This window comes from Gemmatimonas aurantiaca T-27 (assembly GCF_000010305.1).
Lineage (GTDB): Bacteria > Gemmatimonadota > Gemmatimonadetes > Gemmatimonadales > Gemmatimonadaceae > Gemmatimonas > Gemmatimonas aurantiaca.
On the sequence record NC_012489.1, the window covers coordinates 3,690,366 to 3,709,739 of the forward strand.

Below are 19,374 nucleotides of genomic sequence, written 5' to 3' on the forward strand. Positions count from 1 at the left end.
GTCAGTCCGTCGTTGCCGGTCCGGCATCGGGAGCGGCGCCCGTGAGAATAGCGGCCGTATCCCGCGCGATCCGATCGGCGATCTGATCCAGCGGCAGATCGTTGCGATCGGTGCCGAACGGCTCTTCGATTTCGGTGGCCAGCAGTTCCAGGCCCATCGTCGCAAAAAACGTGAACATGCTCGCGATGATCGTCCCGTAGCCGAACTCGCGGGCGAGACCGAACGGCAGTACCAGCGCGTACAGAATCACGAACTGCTTCACGTACGAACTGTACGAAAAGGGGATGGGCGTGTTGCGGATACGCTCGCAGGCGCCCGTGACATCATCGAATTGCACCACCAGCGGCGTGAGGGCCACCGTTGCTTCGCGCGGTAGCTGCCCTGCGGCGATATCGGCGTGCAGCCGCCGCGACAGTCGCTGCACAATATCGTTTGGCACATGAGGGCCGAGTGTGCCGCGCGGTGCACGCAGGTGCGCCGCCAACGCGACCGGGAACTCCTCGAACAATCGAACGTACTCCGCCCGCTGCGGCGCCTGCACCGGCAACAGCGCGTCGAGTTGATGCGCCAGCCCCCGTGAGATGTTCACCAACTGGCCCCACAACCGACGGCCCTCCCACCAGCGATCGTAGGAGGTGTTGGTCCGGAATACCAACAGCAGACCGAGAATGATGCCCAGGATGGACAACAACGACGGCCCCAGCGGCACGGCCACGCGGAAATAGTCGGTTTCCACCCACACCACGAGCGCGGCATACAAACCGGCCCCCACCACATCCAGCGCCAGCGTGCGAAACACCGGGCTGTGCGGAAAGTCCAGCAGGATGCGCAGCCAGTTTTTCGGATCGTACGTGATCATGACCGCGTGTACCGACAGAGAGGCATGTAGGGATCTACTTGGCCGCGGCCACGCATTCCATCTCGACCCGGGCGCCAAACAGCAGCGTCGCCTGCACCGCCGCGCGGGCCGGATACTTCCCGTTCGTGAAATACGATCGGTAGATCTCATTCATCGCCGGCCACTCGGCGAGATCCGCCATGTACACCGTGCAGCGCGCCACCCGCTCCATGCCCACTCCGACGGCACCCAGCGTGCCCTTGATGTTCTCGAGCAACTGCTTGGTCTCCGCCTGAATCCCGCCCGGAGCCAGCTTGCCGTCTGGCAAGGTGCCCAGCGTCCCCGACACGAAGATCAGATTCCCCACCCGCACCGCCGGCGAGAATGGATTGGCCGGTGGTCCGTCGGGCTGGATGAACTCGGGATCGGCGGCCGCGGAGGCGGGGCTGGCAGCAGCCGGCGCAGCGGCATCCTTGGGAGCGGCGCAGCCCGCCTGCAGGAGCACGGCGATCGCAGCGGTGCTCGCCGCCACGACAGCGGCCCGGGCCAGACGGAGGTGGTTCGGCGTGTTGGTGTTTTCCATTCCACCGAACCTGAACGGGAATCGGGCGGCGTCAAGCGGTACACCGTTCTTCGTCAATTCGGCCCTCATGCGTGCACCGCGCGGTTTCCGGCCGCATACTTGGAAGAGACGCGGCTCGCGCCTTCCTCGAGCCGTCCGCATGCACCGAGCGAGCACGCCCCCTGTGCTCGCGCCGAGGAGACCACGTGCAGACACCACAGACGACTGAGTTCGACGCGATCGTCGTTGGCTCCGGGATCTCGGGCGGTTGGGCCGCCAAAGAACTGACCGAGAAGGGCCTCAAGGTCCTGATGCTCGAACGGGGACGCAACGTCGAGCATATCAAGGACTACCCCAACGCCACCAAAGGCCCGTGGGAATACCCGCACCGCGGCGGGCGCACGCAGCAGATGATCGCCGACTATCCGGTGCTGCGCCGTGACTATCCGCTCAACGAGAAGAATCTCGACTTCTGGGTGAACGAGAAGGAATCCCCATACACCGAAGCGAAGCGCTTCGACTGGTATCGCGGCTACCATGTTGGTGGCCGGTCGCTGATGTGGGGACGTCAGTCATACCGCTGGAGCGATTTCGATTTCGAAGCCAATGCCCGCGAAGGCATCGCCATCGACTGGCCTATTCGGTACAACGACATCGCGTCGTGGTACTCGTATGTAGAGAAACACGCCGGCATTCAAGGTACCCGGGAAGGACTGCCGCACCTGCCGGACAGTGAGTTTTTGCCGGGCTTTCCGCTCAATTGCGGCGAGGAACACGTCGCGGCGCAGATCAAGAAGAACTACGGCGGCAAGCGGCACCTCATCATCGGACGCAGCGCCAACCTGACGCAACCACTGCCGGGTCGCGGGCAGTGTCAGACCCGCAACGCCTGCTGGTTGGGGTGCACGTTCGGCGCCTACTTCAGCACCCAGTCGTCCACGCTGCCGGCGGCCGTGAAAACCGGCAATCTCACACTCAAGACACACGCCATCGTGCACGAACTCGTGTACGACAAGGACCGCAAACGGGTGTCCGGTGTGCGTGTCGTGGATGCGCTCACCAACGAGGCCACGGAGTATCGTGCGAAGATCTTCTTCGTATGTGCCTCGACGCTCAACAGCACCTGGCTGCTCATGCGTTCGGCGCGCGACATCTGGCCTGGCGGTTTGGGCAGTGCGAGTGGCGCCCTCGGGCACAACCTGATGGATCACCACTTCCGCCTGGGCGCGAGCGGGTCACTCGAGGGATTCGACGACAAGTACTACAATGGGCGTCGTCCCACGGGCTACTACATCCCGCGCTTCCAGAACCTCTTCGGTGACAAACGGCCCTATCTGCGTGGGTTCGGCTATCAGGGCAGCGCCAGCCGACAGGGGTGGGAACGTGCGGTGGCGGAACTGGGCATTGGCGGCGCGTTCAAGGACAGCATGGCGCAGCCGGGTAGCTGGACCATCGGCGGCACCGCGTTTGGCGAGATGTTGCCCGACCATCGCAACATGATCAGCATCGATGAAAACACGCGCGACAAGTGGGGCTTGCCGGTGCTCAAGATCGACTGTGAGATCGGTGAAAACGAGCGCATGATGCGCAAGGACATGACCACCGAACTGGCCGAGATGTTCGAAAGCAGCGGGGCCAAGAATGTCCGCACTTTCGACAACGGCTACACACCCGGGCAGGGTATTCACGAGATGGGGACGGCGCGCATGGGCCGCGACCCCAAGACCTCGGTGTTGAATGCCAACAATCAGGTGTGGGACGCGCTGAACGTGTTTGTCACCGATGGATCGTGCATGACATCGGCCGCCGCCGTGAATCCCTCGCTCACGTACATGGCACTCACTGCACGCGCCGCCGATTTCGCGGTGAACGAACTCAATCGCCGCAACCTGTAGGAGCGCCCATGTCGAGCGATGCAGACACCACCATCTCCCCCCTCGGCCTCCACCGCCGCGAAGCGATCCGACGTGTGAGCCTGCTGCTTGGCGGCGTGGCCTTTGTCGGTGGCACTTCACTGCTTGAAGCCTGCGCCGGTGATGCGCCCGCGGGCGCGCGCACCGCGGGCGGCAGCAAGCCGATCGGCACATTCAGTGTGCAGGATCAGGCATATCTCGACGAGATCGCCGATACGATCCTGCCTACGACCGACAAGTCTCCCGGTGCCAAGGCGGCCGCGACCGGTGCGTTCATGGCGCTGATGGTCACGGACACCTACACAGCGGAAGATCAGGCCATTTTCCGATCCGGCATGTCGTCAGTGGATCACGCCTGCCGTACGGCACACCAGACATCGTTCATGGATGCCACCCCTGAACAGCGCGTGGCGGTGCTCACACAGCTCGATCAGGAACAACATGGTTACATGCGTAGCCGGAAATCCGGTGAACCCACGCATTATTTTCGCATGATGAAGGAACTGAGCCTGCTGGGTTTCTTCACCTCCGAAATCGGCTACAACCAGGCCATGCGCTACAAGGAAACCCCGGGTGCGTACGAGCCGTGCGTGCCGTACACCCCAGGCGAAACCATCTGGGCCTCACACGCGTGAGGCCACGCAGCGCAAACCGTTCCACTTCCCCTACCTGACCAATGTTTCACACCATCGACGAATTCCGCACGCAGTGGGCCTGGGAGTCCGAGCAGACACAGAATGTGCTCGACGCACTCACCGATGCCTCGCTGGCGCAACCCATCGACGCCCAGAGCCGCACCCTGGGCCGTCTGGCCTGGCACGTGGCACAGACTGTTCCGGAGATGATGAACAAGACGGGCCTCGCCGTTGGTGGACTGAGCGAGCACGATCCCGTCCCCGCCACCGCTGCCGCGATCAGCGCAGCGTATCGTGCCGCCTGCGTGTCGTTGCTGGAAGAGCTGGCATCCAAGTGGACGGATGCATCGCTCACCACGGAAGACGACATGTACGACATGCGCTGGACAAAGGCGCAAACACTTGGCGCACTCATCGGCCACCAGAATCATCATCGTGGCCAGATGACGGTGCTCATGCGTCAGGCCGGACTCCGCGTGCCAGGCATCTACGGTCCTGCACGGGAAGACTGGGCCGCATGGGGCATGGAGCCTCCCGTCATCTGAGTGGCGGAACCGGGTGGTGAGCGAGCGATCATGAGCTCTCTCACCACCTCCAGTCACCAGTGACGCGTCATCGTGCTACATGGTTGTCATGGTGAGACGACCCACTGGAGGTATGACGTGAGAAATCGAATGGCGGCACTATTGCTGCTGGCAGCTTGCCATGGCGATGCTGCTGGACCGGCGGCAGGTGTACAACTCACACTGGTGTCGCCCCCTGCTGAAGTAACGCTGGGCGATATACGCCGCCTGGAGGCGCTCGTGACGAACACAAGCCCCGATCCGGTGGTCGTCGAGACCAATTGTGCATTGTTCATCGAGACCTTCCTTCAAAGACGTTTCATGACTGCCGGCCCTCGTGTCTGCGCCGCGTACTCACGACCCGTTGTGGTACCGCCTGGAGAATCGACGCGACTCGTCGCCGGCTGGCACATCGGCACCATGGAGAACGAGACAGGCGAACGCACGCTCTTGCCGCCTGGTCGCTACGTCATGCGCGGCAGACTGCACATTGATGATGCCACCGTGTATACCACACCGCATGCCATGGACATCCGCCCCGCGCAGTAACAAGCACGTGGCGCATGACATGCCGCATCCTGTCGGGCACCGACGTTCGTGCCATACGCTGCGAACCACGGCTTCGATCGTCAAACCGGATCAGTCGCAAAAAACAAAACGGGCTCCCGTACAGGAGCCCGTTCGTCGTACTGGTGCGGAGCGTTTACTTCCGCGCGACCGGCTCGAGGCGCACGATCGGCGTCGGCTTGCCGGCCTGATCGTCGATGGCCAGATAGATCAGACCATCCGGTCCCTGACGCACGTCACGGATGCGCCCCTGACCCTTCACGAGATTGTCGGCCACTTCCGCCTTCTGTCCGTCGAGCGTCACACGCACCAGACGCATGCCGGCCAATCCGCCCACAAACAGGCTGTTGCGCCATTCCGGGAAACGTGTGCCGGTGTAGAGCAACAAGCCCGACACCGCGATGGACGGCACCCACACGTTCTTTGCGTTCTCCATGCCCGGTGCCATCGTGCCCGCGTGAATGGCTTTGCCCGGGCCGTAATTCACGCCGAAGCCCACCACCGGCCAGCCATAGTTCTTGCCGGCCTGTGAGAGATTGAGTTCATCGCCGCCCTGCGGACCATGCTCCGTCTCCCACACATCGCCCGTGGTGGGATGCACCACCAGTCCCTGCATGTTGCGATGACCGTAGCTCCAGATCTCCGGCTTCGCGCCCGCCTGCTTCACGAACGGATTGTCGGGCGGCACACGACCATCGTCCATCAGGCGCAGCACCTTACCGTGATGGTTGCTGAGATCCTGCGCGGGATGCTTCGTCAGATCACCCTCGGGCGGGATCTGACGATCACCCACGGTCATGAACAGGTGACCGCTCTTGTCGAACGCCACGCGTGAACCGAAGTGGCCCGGACGTCCACGCGTTTCCGCCACGAAGATGTCCTTGCCGTCCACCAGCGCGTCGTTCTCGAAACGCGCCCGGAACAGCGCAGTGGTGGAACCACCCTCGACCTGCTTGCTGTAGGTGAGGTACACGAAGTGGTTCTGCGCGAAGTTGGGATGCACCACCACATCGAGCAAACCACCCTGCCCCGCTGCCACCACGGCCGGCACACCCGCCACCGGCGTCGCGACCAGCGCACCGCGGCGCACAATACGCAGACGGCCCGGACGCTCGGTCACCAGCATGTCACCCGAAGGCAGGAAGGCGATGGCCCACGGATTCACGAAACCATCCGCGACCTTCACCACGCGGTAGTCCTGCAAGGACGACTTTTGCACGCCCGTCAGGATCACCGGCGATGGCGCGGTTTGCGCCTGCGCCTGCAACGCGGTCTGCGGCACGGCGGACAACAGGCTCGACAGCGACGCGGCCAGGGCAACACGTCCTGCGGAGGGGCGAATCATGCAATGCTCCAGTGAACGGGGGAAACGGACCCGCGAAAGGTACGTGCGAAACGGTGTGATTTCACGCCAACAGGCCGCGCGATCCGGCGAATGGCTCGTCGGCGTAGGCGGACAGCACCCGGACCGTGTTGACATGGACCGCCACGGTGTCATCGATGTTCCGACCGTACCCGCCCGACATCGTCACACACACGGGAATGCCCACCTCACGGCAGCTCGCAATCACATACCGGTCGCGTGTCATCAGTCCGTCGAAGGTCAGGGCCAGACGACCCAGCCGGTCCCCTTCGTGCGGATCGGCACCAGCCAGATACACCACCAGATCGGGCCGGGAAATCCGCAGCACCCGGGGCAGATGCGTCTGCAGCAGCGCGAGATAGGCCTCATCGCCCGTGCCATCCTCCAGCTCCACATCCAGGGTGCCGGGCACCTTGTGGAACGGAAAGTTCTTCGCGCCATGCATGCTGAACGTGAACACCTGCTCGTCGCCGGCGAAACAGCCGTGCGTGCCGTTGCCCTGATGCACATCGAGATCCACGATCGCCACCCGCTGCACCGCCCCCTCGGCCTGCAAACGGCGCACCGCCACGGCCACATCGTTGAAGGTGCAGAAGCCTTCTCCCCGATCCGGAAAGGCGTGATGTGTGCCTCCGGCCAGGTTCATGGCCAGCCCTTCACGCAGAGCGCACGCACTGGCTTCGATCGTGCCCTGCACCACACGAAAGGCCCGTTCCACAAAAGACGGGCTCCAGGGCAAGCCAATCCGTCGCTGTTCGGCCGCCGGCAGGGTACCATCGCGAATCTGCGCCACATAGTCGACCGTGTGGACGCGCCGCAGATCCTCCTCCAACGCCCGCTGTGGGTCGTGTACACGATCCGGCGCGACCAGCCCCTCGGCCAGCACGGCCTCGCGCAACAGGCGGTACTTGTCCATCGGAAACCGGTGCCCCTCGGGCAGGTCGATGGCATAGCTGGCGGAAGACCAGAGGTGCAGCATGCCGCAAGCTATGCGCAGACCCAGCAGGGGGTGGCCGCGTCGCGTAATTTCAGGGGTGGCGGGCGACGGACGTCCGCCGTCATACGACTTCCCTCCCGGTGATCCCTGTGTCCCGAGTCCTTTTGGCGACGGTGCTACTGACCGTCACCACCGGCGCCGCCAGTGCAGCCCTGCCCGCGCAGAACAGTCCGACGCGTGCGACCTCTGTGCCCTCCAAAGGCACTCCCACGAAGTCCGCTCGTCCCGTGTGGTCCGACGAAGGGCCGGCCAAGTGGGCCCCACGCCCGACCGAGTCGGCCATCACGGCCAACGACCTGCGTACCCGTCTCTATCAGTTTGCCGACGACTCCATGTCGGGGCGTCGCATCGGCGAACGTGGCAACTGGGTGGGCACTGAATACATCGCGCGCGAGTTCAAGCGCATGGGGCTCAAGCCGGCCGGCGACAGCGGCACCTACTTCCAGACGCTCCCCTTCGGCCCGATCGGCATCGACAGCAGCAGCGCCACGCTAACAGTGGGTGGCAAGGCACTCACCCAGCGTTCGCAGTGGGTGCCCACGGTCCCGTCGGCCGCCAACGGTGTGGGCTCGTCGGTCTCCATTCAGAATGTGCCGGCGGTGTTTGCTGGCCAGTGGGGCGACACCACGGTGATGCTCGACGCCGCAGCCATGCGCGGCAAGGTGCTGGTGTTCACGGCCTCCCCGGCCATGCGTGCGGTGGCCGCCAGCAGCGGCGCTCCGGCCAGCTTCGTGAGCTGCATGGACGTGCCCGACAAGTTCGGTGCCAATGCCGCCATCGCCGAAGAAGCGCGGCAGCGGGCCAATCCAAGCGCGCCGCCGGCTCGCCGTCCGGCCATCGCGACGGCGGTACGTGACGCCCGCGCACAGGCTGCGGGTGCGGCAGCGGTCCTGATCATCGGTCTCGACGACATGCAGCAGACCGCGATCAACGCCGCGTTCGCGCAGCCCATGGGCATGCGTCCGGCTTCTCCGCTCAACGCCGCGGCACCGGCCGGCGCCTCCATCTCACGCGCGGTGGCCGAGCAGTTGTTCGGCAAGCCCATCGATCAGGTGGCCGTTGGCACCACCGGCCAACCGGTGACCGCGTCGTGGCAGCACCGCTGGCGCGTGTCTCCGCATCCCGCCCGCAATGTGGTCGCCGTGCTGCCGGGGTCGGATCCGACCATCGGCGCCGAATATGTGCTGGTGGGCGCACACAACGATCATGTGGGCGTGAACCCGGTCGTGGTGGACCACGATTCGGTGCGCGCCTACAACACGGTGGTGCGGCGTCAGGGCGCCAACGATCCGGTGTGCACGCCAAGCCCCGAGCAGCAGAAGAAAATCGACTCGCTCATCGCGCACGCGCGCAGCATTCGCGCGCCGCGTCGCGACTCCATCATGAATGGCGCCGACGATGACGGCTCGGGCACGGTGGTGCTGCTCGAGATCGCCGAAAAGTTCGCGAAGGAGAAGCCGAAGCGCTCCATCATCTTCGTGTCACATCAGGGTGAAGAAGGCGGCCTGCTCGGCTCGCGCTGGTTCACCGACAATCCGACCATCCCACTCGACAAGATCGTTGCCGCCCACAACATGGACATGGTGGGCAAGGGCAAGAACTGGCAGGTGAAGTACGGCGGCCCCAACTCCGTACAGATGCTCGGCGCACGCCGCCTGTCACGGGAATTCGGCGATATGATCGACTCGGTGAATTCCAACAGCAAGGAGCCGATGGCGATCGACAAGAGCTGGGACGTGCCCGCGAATCCGCTCAACCGTTTCTGCCGCAGCGATCAGGTGAACTATGTCCGCAAGGACATTCCCACCGTGTACATGTCGCTGGGGTACGCCATCGACTATCACCAGCACACCGACGAGCCGCAGTACATCGACTACGACCACTCGGCGCGCCTTGGTCGTTTTGTGCACGAAGTCATGACGGCCATTGCGAACCGGCCCAACAAGCCGGCCATCGCCGGTCCCGATCCGACCATGCCCACCTGCGGGCGCTGATTTCGCAGGCAGTGAAGATTTGTCGGCCCATCGGACCTTGTGGTTCGGTGGGCCGATTTCTTTCAACATCGGTGGGAACGCAGATCGCACAGAAACTGAGCAGATTTACACAGATACCACCAAAGAAATCAAAACCATCAAATTGAACAGTTTTGGCGTTGATGGTTGGCTCGCCGTATCTGTGCCCTATCTGTTCTGTTTCGGTGTGATCTGTGTTCCCCCCGCTGTACCCCAGGGCACTACGCCAATCTCCCCGGAAGCGTAAGCTCGAATACACTGCCCGAGTCATCGCTGCGCACGAGCTGCAACGAACCACCATGTGCCTGCGCAATCCACGCCGCGATCGGCAGGCCCAGACCGGCGCCGGATGCGTCGGCAAGCCCCGAACGATCGGTGGTGTGCTGCACCCGGTAGAACCGCTCGAAGATGCGCGGCTGATGTTCAGCCGGAATGCCGACACCAGTGTCAGACACTCGCACCACCGCGCCTTCATGCGGACGTGGCTGGGCTTCCACACGCACACGACCACCCGCTGGTGTGTACTTGATGGCATTGTCGAGCAGGTTCATGACCACGCGTCGCAGCATGGCGTCATCACCCGTATACGGCACCTCGCTCATGGGGGAGAACTCCAGCGTAAGCCCTTTGGAGCGGGCAATGCCGCCGATCGCATCGACACAGTCGCCGACCAGTTCCTCGAGGAACAAGGGCACGGGGGCGATGGCCTGCTCCGCTCCATCGCGACGGGCAAGCAGGAACAGGTCACCCACAATGGATGCCAACCGGCGTGCCTCGCCGTGAATGATGCGCAGCGCCGAACGGTACTGATCAGCCGAACGATCGCTGCTCAGTGCCAGTTCACTTTCGCCGATCACAATGGCCACCGGCGTACGCAACTCGTGTGACGCATCGGCCGTGAAGCGACGACGTTGCTCGAAGGCGTCCTCCACCCGATCGAGCAGGGCGTTGAAGGTGCGCGAAAGACGAGAAAGCTCGTCCTCCGTGGACGGCACCGGCAATCGTTCGTGCAGATTGCTGGCCGTGATCTGCTCGGCTTGCGCGCGCATGGCATCCACCGGCCGCAGGCTCGCCGCCGCCAGCCCCAGTCCACCGGCCATGGCCAGCAGCAAGGCAATCGGTACTCCGATCCACATGGTTTCGCGCACACGGGCAAACAGCACGTCGCGTGCGGCCAGCGATTGACTCACCGCCACCACATACAACCCCCGACGTGTGGACACGGGTAGAGACACCACCCGTTCACGATGTGGATCGAGTGTCACGAGATCGGTGTCCATCAGCGCCAGCGCACGCACCGCCGATGTGCTGGCGATCTGCCATCCGGCCGCACCGCCGAAGTACCGCGTGGCGCTCGACGTGGTGTCCACCGCCAGCAGATGCAACACCGGTCCGTCGGCATTGGAGGTCCGCGCCTGAAAGATCGCCACGCCGATGTCTCGAAACCGATGATTCTCCAGTGTGCGATCTGCCGCCCACCGCGGCGCCAGGGAATCCTGCGCAAACGCCGGCGGCACACCGGCCAATGCCAACTGCAGCGACGCAGCAACCGCATCCGCCGTGTCGGTGAGATACGCATCACTGTCGGCACGGGTGACCCGCTTGAGCACCGCGTAGGTGGCACTGCCCATGATGAGCAGCAGGACACCGAGTGCGGCAGTGTACCACAGCGTGAGCCGCGTGCGGATGGACCAGCCGCGCGACGCCGGCATCTCAGTCGGTGACATCCGCCGACAGCAGGTACCCCGCCCCACGTCGTGTGTGCAGCAGTGGTGTATCGCTCACGCTTTCGAGCTTCTTGCGCACCCGTCCGACATAGACCTCGAGAGCATTGGATGCGGGATCATGATTCGCGTCCCAGACATGGTCGGTCAGTTCGGCGCGCCCAATCACCCGACCCGCCTGACGGGCGAGGTACGCGAGCAGCGTGTACTCGCGTGTCGTGAGGTTGAGCGGCACACCGGCACGCGTGGCCTGCTGCGCGCGGGTATCCACGACCAGATCGCCCACCACGATGCGTTCGTCCTGCAGCACTGGCCCTCGCCGCATGATGGCTCGCAGACGGGCCAGCAACTCGTCCAGCTCGAACGGCTTCACGAGATAGTCGTCGGCCCCGGCGTCCAGTCCCGCCACGCGATCAGTGAGTGCATCACGCGCGGTCAACATCAGGATAGGTGTGCGCTTGCCGCGCTTGCGCAATTCGGCGCACACCTCGAGCCCCGACCGACGCGGCATGGTCACATCGAGAATGATGGCGTCGTAGTCGTTGACCGCCGCCTCGATGATGGCCGCCTCGCCATCGGCGACGACGTCCACGGCAAATGCACGCTCGCGCAGAGCCCGGGCGAGCAGATCGTGGAGTCGGGTATCGTCTTCCGCAAGCAGGATGCGCATGGGACGAACGTCGTTACCTGTCGTTCAGGTTGAGGAACGCAGCTTTCGGTCGCACCATCTGCGGAGCCCGGCCGGTTGACCGATTGCCCTGCGGGAGTGCCATCGAAGACTTCAGGAGATCATATGTCGGCCATCCGCGCAACTGCATCCCTCGTCGCACTCGCGTTTGCCACCGTCGCCGGCGCACAGCAGCCCGCGAAGCATGAGCCTCAGGCCGCCAAGCCACCCGCGAAGGCCGCTCCAGCCAAGCCGGTCGCGCATGACTCGACCAAGCATGCCGCGCCTGGCACCGCCGCAACGCCGGCCGGCAAGACCAGCCACGACAGCACGAAGCACGCACCGGCCAAGCCGGCTGGCAAGAAGCCGTAAACGCGGACGGCGCTCCGACGCCGTCAGGCCCATGGCGAGTCAATCGGTCCCCCCACCGGTCGGCTCGCCGTGGTGCTTGTACGCTACTTGTGCACGATGCCACCGACACCGCCGGCGATCAGAGTCGCAACGTTCGCCAGCACACGTGGCAACGCGATCCCACCGGGTGACGCCAGATACCGCGGCTCCCACACGGGCGAGAACTTCTCTTTGAACGCACGCAGTCCCTGGAAGTTGTACAGCGACTCACCACGACCGTAGAGAAACGTGCCCGCACGCGCCCACAAGGGCGCCAGTTCAGGCCGCGCCAACGCCGGATCCATGAGACCGGCGAGTGGAGTCATGCCCAGATTCGCCGCGCGATAGCCCTGCGCCTGACCCCAGAGCAACAAATGGACGAAGAGCAGGTCCATCGTACCGCGTGGGGCATCGGCCGTGCGCCGCATCAGATCCGGCGAGACTTCTCCGCCGCTGGCACCCGCCCAGATATTCGCAAACGCCACAATGCGCGTACTGCTCGGACCATGCTCGCGAATGAGCGCCATGGGAAAGTGAGACAGGTATCGCTCGTCGAAACGCCCCAGGGAGAAGCCCTTTTCGCGTGCCGTCTTGCCACCCAGCCATTCGTCGGAAATACGGCGCAGTTCCGGCAGCAGCGGAGGCACCTCCGATGCCGGCACCACCACGAACTCGAGTCCCGCCTTGTCGGCGTCCTTGAGCACGCGGCGCATCCACTTGCGTTCACCACCTTCGAGTGTGAACCCCTCGAGTGGTACCACGGCCTCTTCACCCAACTTGAGCAGCGTCAGTCCAAGGTCGATGTACAGTGGCAGTCGTTGCGGTGTCACCTGGTAGAACACCGGCCACGCACCATGCGCATCGGCCTCCTCACGAAAGCGCCACGCCACATCGGATTGCCGCGTACCCACTCCCACCGGATCACCCATCGCAATCCAACTGCGTCCTGACACGCCATACATCACGAACGCTTCGGCATCATCGGCAAACAGCAATGCCTTGTCGCCCAGGAGAGCGAGTGCCGGCGTGCACTCCGGCACCTGGTGGATGACCGTATGCGCCTGTGCCAACTCCACGTCCGTGGGCAGGACCGCGTGATGCGAGGCGGGTCGAAAGAGTCGCCACAACCCCACCGTGAGCACCGCGACAATGGTGCCGGCACTCGCCCGCAGGAAACGCGGCGCATTGCCTCGCACCGCAAACTCCCACCAGAGGTCATTCGAAAAGTCGACCCGGCGATAGGCGAAGAACCCCAGCCAGATGCTCGCCCCTACCACACCGATCACGGCCACCATCCATCCCGGCGTGAGCAGGTTGGTGGTGAGTGCCGTGGGACGATAGAACGCGCGCCGTGACGCGACGACCGCCAGCAACACAATGCCCAGCAGCGTCGCTTCTTCCCAGTCGAGGCCTTTGAGCAGAGAGGTCGCAATGCCGAGTGTCAGCACCACCACGGTGGCGCCCCACGCAGCATCGAGCCGCCGTCGCAGAGCCGCCCCCAACACCATCAACCCCACGCCCGCCAGACTAGCCGTGAAATGGCTGAACTCGACAAGACCAAGTGGTAGCACCGCCGTCAGGGCACGCACCCGACCATGTGCCGCCGGAGTGGCGCCGGAGAACAGCAGCATCGCGCCGCCCACGAAGGTGCTGAACCCGATCGCGGTGGGCAGCAATGGCTGCAGCATCACCGCCACACGCGTCGCACCGCCGAGCACTGTGGCGGCCGTGGACGACACCGTGCCCAGAAACTCCGGCACCCGCGCACGATGCTGCCGGAGTTCCATCGTGGCCAGCGTGATCAGGCCCATCGTGAACGGCACGAAGTAGTACACCACCCGATAGGCCACCAGCATGGCCAGCAACTGCGCCGGGGGCGCCACACCACGCAGTGCCACGAGCATCACCGACTCGAACACACCCAGTCCGCCGGGCACGTGGCTCACGACGGCCACGAACTGCGCCAGCACGAACACACCAAGAAACGCCAGCAGCGGCAAATCGTGACCGACTGGCAGGAGTGCATACAACACCAGTCCTGCGACCCCCCAGTCGAGCAGCGCCAACAGCACCTGCGCCACCGCCAGCTTTGGGGCCGGCACGGCAATGCGCCACCCACGCACTTCGATGCTGGTGTTCGCCCGCAGTGTGGCCCAGCCGATGTAAGCCCCAACCGACGCCAGCAGACACACGCCGAGCACCCGGGCCAGCACCACCGGCACACCCAACACGCCCAGCATGGCGTGACTTTCCAGCGACAACGCAAACCCACACACCGCCAGCACACCCACAACAAATGTGGCACTCACGAATCCCGCGGCCTGCGCGATCTGCTGCGTGGACAATCCCCACATGCTCCAGAAACGCACACGAACCGCACCACCCGTCAGCAGCGCAAACCCCAGCGTCTGGCTGAGCGCATAGGCCAACAACGAAGTGAGCGCCGCACGTGCGATGCCCAGCGGTGTGCCCACATACCGCAGCGCCAACAGGTCGTATCCACACAACAACAGATAGGACAGCGCCGTAAGCAGTGCTGCCCGCTGCAGCGCGGCCCCGGGAATCTCCTGCAGCGACGCCCGCAGATGTGCGTACCCAGTGCCCGCGAGCTCGTGATGGACCACGAGCATGGCGCCGGCCAGCAACAGCAGCATCGCCACTGGAGGCAGCCACGCGCGCCACACCGCCGGCTGCTCTCGAGTCACGCTCGCAGAAGCGCCCGGTGCGGCTGGCGTGGATGCGGGATCGATGGAACTCACGGATGGATTGGGCATTGCCACAAAGAGTCGTTGACGATCAGGAATGTACGGGCGAATGCACGACTCTGGCGCATGACCGAGGCCGTCCCTGCAAACAAGGCGGCGAACCTGACAGCACCATGACACACGCGTGTGTCACGTGTTACCGCCGTGTCAGGCGCGCCGCGGTTGTTTGCGGGCGAGCCCCGTGCCACCGATTCTCCTGCTCTGCGCTAGTCGAGGTGCGTCATGTCGCAGCCCGTCAACCTGCTTCCGGTCTTTCTCGACCCCACCGGTCGTCGGTGGCGACGCATGCGGTACGCGGGCCTCGCCCTCCTGTTACTCGCCACCGTGGGCCTGTTCTACCTCGCGGTGGGCGTGCTCGTGCCGCCTGCACTCCCGGGATGGACAGGAGGTGACTCCACCATGCCGCCGACCCATCGTCGTCACCCTTCGTGGTCGACCAGACTGGCCTGGCTTCGGCATGCGGGACGTGCCGCATACTCCGGCACGGCGACGCGTCCCTCCCGTGTCCATCATTCACACGATCCGGTGCGCCGGGCGGCACCCATCCGCGCAGGTTTTTATGTGAACTGGGACGACGATGCCTGGCAGTCGCTCACCCAACATGTGCAGCAACTCGACTGGCTCATCGCCGAGTGGGGATTTCTCCGCGCCGACACAGGCGCGCTCGAAATGCGTCCGGACCCACGCGTGCAAACCCTATTGGCACAACAACCCGCGGATCGACGTCCACGGTTGCTCACCATGATCACCAACGTCGACAGTGGAGGCCGTGCGTTTTCCGGAGCCCGGGTCGCGACACTGGTGGCCTCGCCCCATGCACGTGCGGCATTTGTCCATAGTGTCGCACGCATGGTACAGCAGTACCATCTGGGTGGTGTGGTGATCGATTTCGAGATGGTGCCTGCTGACGCCCATCGAGGTGTCACCACATTGCTTCGTGAGTTACGACAGACGCTCGCTCCGGCACACGCATTGGTGGCCGTCACCGTGGCAGCCGACGCCGAACCCGCCATGCTGCAGCAGTGGTCCGCCGCCAGCGATATGGTCATCGCCATGCTGTATGACGAACACAGCAGCCGCGATGAGCCCGGCCCTGTGGCCAGTCAGGCGTGGTTCGAACGCAGTGCACGTCGCATGCTGCAGGTGATCCCGGCCAATCGCCTCATGCTCGCATTCGGTGCATTTGGCTATGAGTGGAATGATGCGGATGGTGCACCGCAGGCCACCGCCATGACGTACGCCGAGGCCATCGCGGCCGCACGGCAACACCATGTGCTGCCACAGTGGAATGCCGATCTCATGCAGCCCAGTATCCAGTGGATCGATGCCGATTCCACGGACCATGTGCTCTGGTACCTCGATGCGGTCACCAGTTGGAATGCGCTGCAATCGGCATCGTCGTTGGGCGTGGCCGGTGAGGCCGTGTGGAGGCTCGGTGCAGAAGACCCCTCGTTGTGGCGGATATTCGGCCGCAATACCAGCCCCATGGCGTGGCCGGAACTCGGACCGCTTCCGCCGGGATACGGCGTGGAGATTCAGGGCAACGGGGAGTTGTTGCGCGTCACATCGCACCCCTCAGCGGGTGAACGACAGCTCGTACACGATTCCGTGAGCGGCATGCTCACCAACGAACGATGGCTTTCACTGCCCAGTGCCTGGACCGTGGAGCGCACCGGCGCATCTCATCCGCATCGGGTGGCACTGACCTTCGATGATGGACCGGACGACCGGTGGACGCCGATGCTGCTCGATACGCTCCGCGCCAGACACGCACAGGCCACGTTTTTTGTCATCGGAGAGCAGGTCCAGCAGCACATCGCGCTCACACGTCGCATGGCGGCCGAGGGACACGCGTTGGGCAGTCACACGTTCACACATCCCGATCTGTCGCGTGTTTCGCCCTTTGCCACCCGGCTCGAGCTCGACGCCACCGCGCGTCTGCTGGAAGCGGTCGTGGGGCGGCACACCATGCTTTTTCGTCCACCGTACTTCGGCGACGCGGAGCCCAGCACGATCGACGAACTTGAACCGGTGGAAGCCGCCACTGCACTGGGCTACCTCACGGCCGGTGTGCACATCGACAGCGACGACTGGAAGCGCCCCGGCGTGACAGCGATCATTGCCCGCACCCTGCATCAGCGGGAACGCGGCAACATCGTGCTGCTGCACGACGGAGGTGGCGACCGGGCGCAAACCGTGGCCGCCGTGGGGCCTCTCATCGACTCGCTGCGCGCACGCGGCGACACCATCGTACCACTCGAAGCACTGGTAGACGCGCCCATGCAGACGTTCATGCCGCCGCTTTCCCCGGAAAGTGCTCGGCATCGTTGGCTGGCCTTGGGCGGCTACAGCGCGGTCAGTGCCTTGGAATGGCTGATCGTCACCACGCTGACCGTGGCCGTGTCGATGGGTGTCGTGCGCATGCTGTTGCTCACCGCACTGGCCATTCGGCAACGCTGGCAGTCGGCACACCATCCATTGCCCATCACCTTCGCGCCATCGGTGAGTGTGATCGTCCCGGCCTACCGGGAACAGTCGGTGATTGTCGCCACCGTGCACAGTCTGCTGCAGCAACAGTATGCCGGCGCACTCGAGATCATCGTGGTGGATGATGGCTCTCCCGATGATACCTATGCCATCGCGCGCAATACCTTTGCGGCCGACAAGCGGGTGATGGTGCTGACCAAGCCGAACGGCGGTAAGGCGTCAGCGCTCAACCTCGGCATTGCCCGTGCGCATGGCGAGGTCATCGTGGGGCTCGATGCCGACACGGTCTTTGCCCCCGACGCCATCGCAGAGCTGGTGCAACCATTGCGTGATCCGCAGGTGGGAGCGGTCGCGGGCAATGCTAAGGTCGGAAATCGGATCAATCTCGTGACCCGTTGGCAGGCGGTGGAATACATCACCAGCCAGAACCTCGACCGTCGCGCCTTCACCAACCTGAATGCCATCACGGTGGTACCCGGCGCTATCGGTGCCTGGCGCGCTTCGGCCGTGCGCGAGGCGGGGGGATTCACGCAAGACACGCTGGCCGAAGATCAGGATCTCACGATCACGCTGCGGCGACGCGGCTGGCGCATCGCCTACGCCGATGCCGCCGTGGCGTACACCGAAGCGCCAGACTCGCTGCGCACACTCGCACGGCAGCGTTTCCGCTGGGCATTCGGCACACTGCAGTGCGCCTGGAAACATCGCGACACACTGCTGCGCCCCACCTATGGCTCGCTGGGGCTGATCGCCATGCCCAACACCTGGCTGTTCCAGTTGGCGTTCACCGCACTTTCACCGCTGGCCGACCTGCTGTTTGTACTCAGCCTGACCCGCGTGGCAATCGTCTGGCAGCAACATGGTGCCACCTACGCCGGCACCGATGTCAGGCACATCATCAGTCTCTATCTGCTCTTCCTGCTCACCGATGTGGGATCGGCCGTCATCGCACTGCTCATGGAACCCCTCGAATCTCATCGCCTCGCCTGGCTCGTGCCGCTGCAGCGCTTCGCCTATCGCCAGGTCATGTACTGGGTGGTGTTGCGATCTCTGGCTGCCGCAGCACGCGGCCGTGTGGTAGGCTGGGGCAATCTCGAACGCAAAGCCACCGTTTCACCACTGTTGCCGGCGATCGTGCTGGTGTGTTGCCTGACCAGCATCGCACCGGTCGTCGGTCGTGCCCAACCCGTCACCACCTCCGCTGTCACGGCCGTCGCACCTGCGGCGCAGCTCACGCCCGCGCAGTTGCGCCGCTTCCCCCTCACCGAAATGCCGGCGGCCAACGGACGCACACTGGCGCTCTTCTGGAGTGGTGACGGCGGATGGAAAGAACTGGTGGATGGCGTGTCGCAGGAGCTCGTGCGGCAAGGCGTTGCGGTCGTGGGCATGAATTCGCGGTCCTGGCTCACATCGGCCACGCGCACGCCCGACTCCCTGAGCCATGACAGCGTGCTGCTGTTGCGGCACTATCTCGCCGCCTGGCAACGCGATCGCATCCTGCTCATCGGCTATTCACGCGGGGCAGGCTTCTCCGCCCTGCTGGCAGAACAATTGCCACCGGACTTGCGCGCGAAGGTGATCGGTGTGGCTCTCCTGGGCATGGAGCACACCGCCAGTTTCGAGTTCCATCTCCTCGATCTCGTACGCACCGTGAGTCGACCCACCGACATCCTGGTGAAGCCGTTCATCGAGCGCATCACGTGGACGCCCGTGCTGTGCATATACGGCAAGACGGAAGACGACACCGTCTGCCCGGAACTGGATGCCACCCGCGCACACATCCTGCCACGCGACGGTGACCATCATTTTGACCGCAATTACCCGCAGATCGCACACGACATCCTGACCAGAGTGGCGCACTGATTCCCCCCAGTGCGCCACGCCATTCCCG

Annotated in this window: 14 protein-coding genes; 7 read left to right on the plus strand and 7 right to left on the minus strand. The window is 64.3% G+C overall.

What is annotated here, in order from left to right; genetic code table 11:
• Position 1: 1 nt before the first annotated feature.
• On the minus strand, positions 2–859 hold the full coding sequence (locus tag GAU_RS15990; protein ID WP_015894940.1) for a bestrophin family protein: 858 nt from the start codon (positions 857–859) through the stop codon (positions 2–4).
• Positions 860–893: 34 nt separating this feature from the next.
• Positions 894–1,421 (minus strand): RidA family protein, encoded by a 528-nt coding sequence (locus GAU_RS15995; RefSeq protein ID WP_052574497.1) that lies wholly within the window; start codon positions 1,419–1,421, stop codon positions 894–896.
• Positions 1,422–1,606: 185 nt separating this feature from the next.
• On the opposite strand from GAU_RS15995, the gene GAU_RS16000 reads away from it, so the two are divergent.
• From GAU_RS16000 to GAU_RS16015, 4 genes are all read left to right on the plus strand, one after another.
• Positions 1,607–3,295, plus strand: coding sequence for a GMC oxidoreductase (locus GAU_RS16000; protein ID WP_015894942.1), 1,689 nt, complete (start codon positions 1,607–1,609; stop codon positions 3,293–3,295).
• Positions 3,296–3,303: 8 nt separating this feature from the next.
• Positions 3,304–3,948 carry a gluconate 2-dehydrogenase subunit 3 family protein gene (locus GAU_RS16005; RefSeq protein WP_015894943.1) on the plus strand — a complete coding sequence of 215 codons (645 nt, stop codon included), beginning with the start codon at positions 3,304–3,306 and terminating at the stop codon, positions 3,946–3,948.
• Between the two features lie 41 nt (positions 3,949–3,989).
• Positions 3,990–4,493, plus strand: coding sequence for a DinB family protein (locus GAU_RS16010; protein WP_015894944.1), 504 nt, complete (start codon positions 3,990–3,992; stop codon positions 4,491–4,493).
• A 129-nt stretch (positions 4,494–4,622) separates the two neighbouring features.
• Positions 4,623–5,060, plus strand: a complete 438-nt coding sequence (locus GAU_RS16015; protein WP_041265610.1) for a hypothetical protein — start codon at positions 4,623–4,625, stop codon at positions 5,058–5,060.
• Positions 5,061–5,214: 154 nt separating this feature from the next.
• On the opposite strand, the gene GAU_RS16020 is transcribed toward GAU_RS16015, so the two are convergent.
• The gene (locus GAU_RS16020; RefSeq protein ID WP_015894945.1) at positions 5,215–6,423 is read right to left on the minus strand and encodes a PQQ-dependent sugar dehydrogenase; all 1,209 of its coding nucleotides are present in this window, start codon (positions 6,421–6,423) and stop codon (positions 5,215–5,217) included.
• A 61-nt stretch (positions 6,424–6,484) separates the two neighbouring features.
• Positions 6,485–7,420, minus strand: coding sequence for a histone deacetylase family protein (locus tag GAU_RS16025; protein ID WP_015894946.1), 936 nt, complete (start codon positions 7,418–7,420; stop codon positions 6,485–6,487).
• Between the two features lie 107 nt (positions 7,421–7,527).
• Here GAU_RS16025 and GAU_RS16030 point away from each other — a divergent pair, with 107 nt between their 5' ends.
• Positions 7,528–9,432: a M20/M25/M40 family metallo-hydrolase gene (locus tag GAU_RS16030; RefSeq protein ID WP_156799088.1), complete on the plus strand. Its 1,905-nt coding sequence runs from the start codon at positions 7,528–7,530 to the stop codon at positions 9,430–9,432.
• A gap of 239 nt (positions 9,433–9,671) precedes the next feature.
• Here the strand turns inward: GAU_RS16030 and GAU_RS16035 are convergent, their stop codons facing one another.
• Together GAU_RS16035 and GAU_RS16040 are read right to left on the minus strand one after the other, a co-directional pair.
• Positions 9,672–11,177 (minus strand): ATP-binding protein, encoded by a 1,506-nt coding sequence (locus tag GAU_RS16035; RefSeq protein ID WP_083765715.1) that lies wholly within the window; start codon positions 11,175–11,177, stop codon positions 9,672–9,674.
• Positions 11,164–11,844 carry a response regulator transcription factor gene (locus GAU_RS16040; RefSeq protein ID WP_015894949.1) on the minus strand — a complete coding sequence of 227 codons (681 nt, stop codon included), beginning with the start codon at positions 11,842–11,844 and terminating at the stop codon, positions 11,164–11,166. Before GAU_RS16040 ends, GAU_RS16035 begins: the two co-directional genes overlap by 14 nt.
• Positions 11,845–11,967: 123 nt before the next feature.
• On the opposite strand from GAU_RS16040, the gene GAU_RS16045 reads away from it, so the two are divergent.
• Positions 11,968–12,213 (plus strand): hypothetical protein, encoded by a 246-nt coding sequence (locus GAU_RS16045; RefSeq protein ID WP_015894950.1) that lies wholly within the window; start codon positions 11,968–11,970, stop codon positions 12,211–12,213.
• 83 nt (positions 12,214–12,296) lie between these two features.
• On the opposite strand, the gene mprF is transcribed toward GAU_RS16045, so the two are convergent.
• Positions 12,297–15,005, minus strand: coding sequence for a bifunctional lysylphosphatidylglycerol flippase/synthetase MprF (gene mprF / locus GAU_RS16050; protein ID WP_052574498.1), 2,709 nt, complete (start codon positions 15,003–15,005; stop codon positions 12,297–12,299).
• 213 nt (positions 15,006–15,218) lie between these two features.
• Here mprF and GAU_RS16055 point away from each other — a divergent pair, with 213 nt between their 5' ends.
• The gene (locus GAU_RS16055; RefSeq protein WP_015894952.1) at positions 15,219–19,346 is read left to right on the plus strand and encodes an AcvB/VirJ family lysyl-phosphatidylglycerol hydrolase; all 4,128 of its coding nucleotides are present in this window, start codon (positions 15,219–15,221) and stop codon (positions 19,344–19,346) included.
• Positions 19,347–19,374 lie beyond the last annotated feature (28 nt).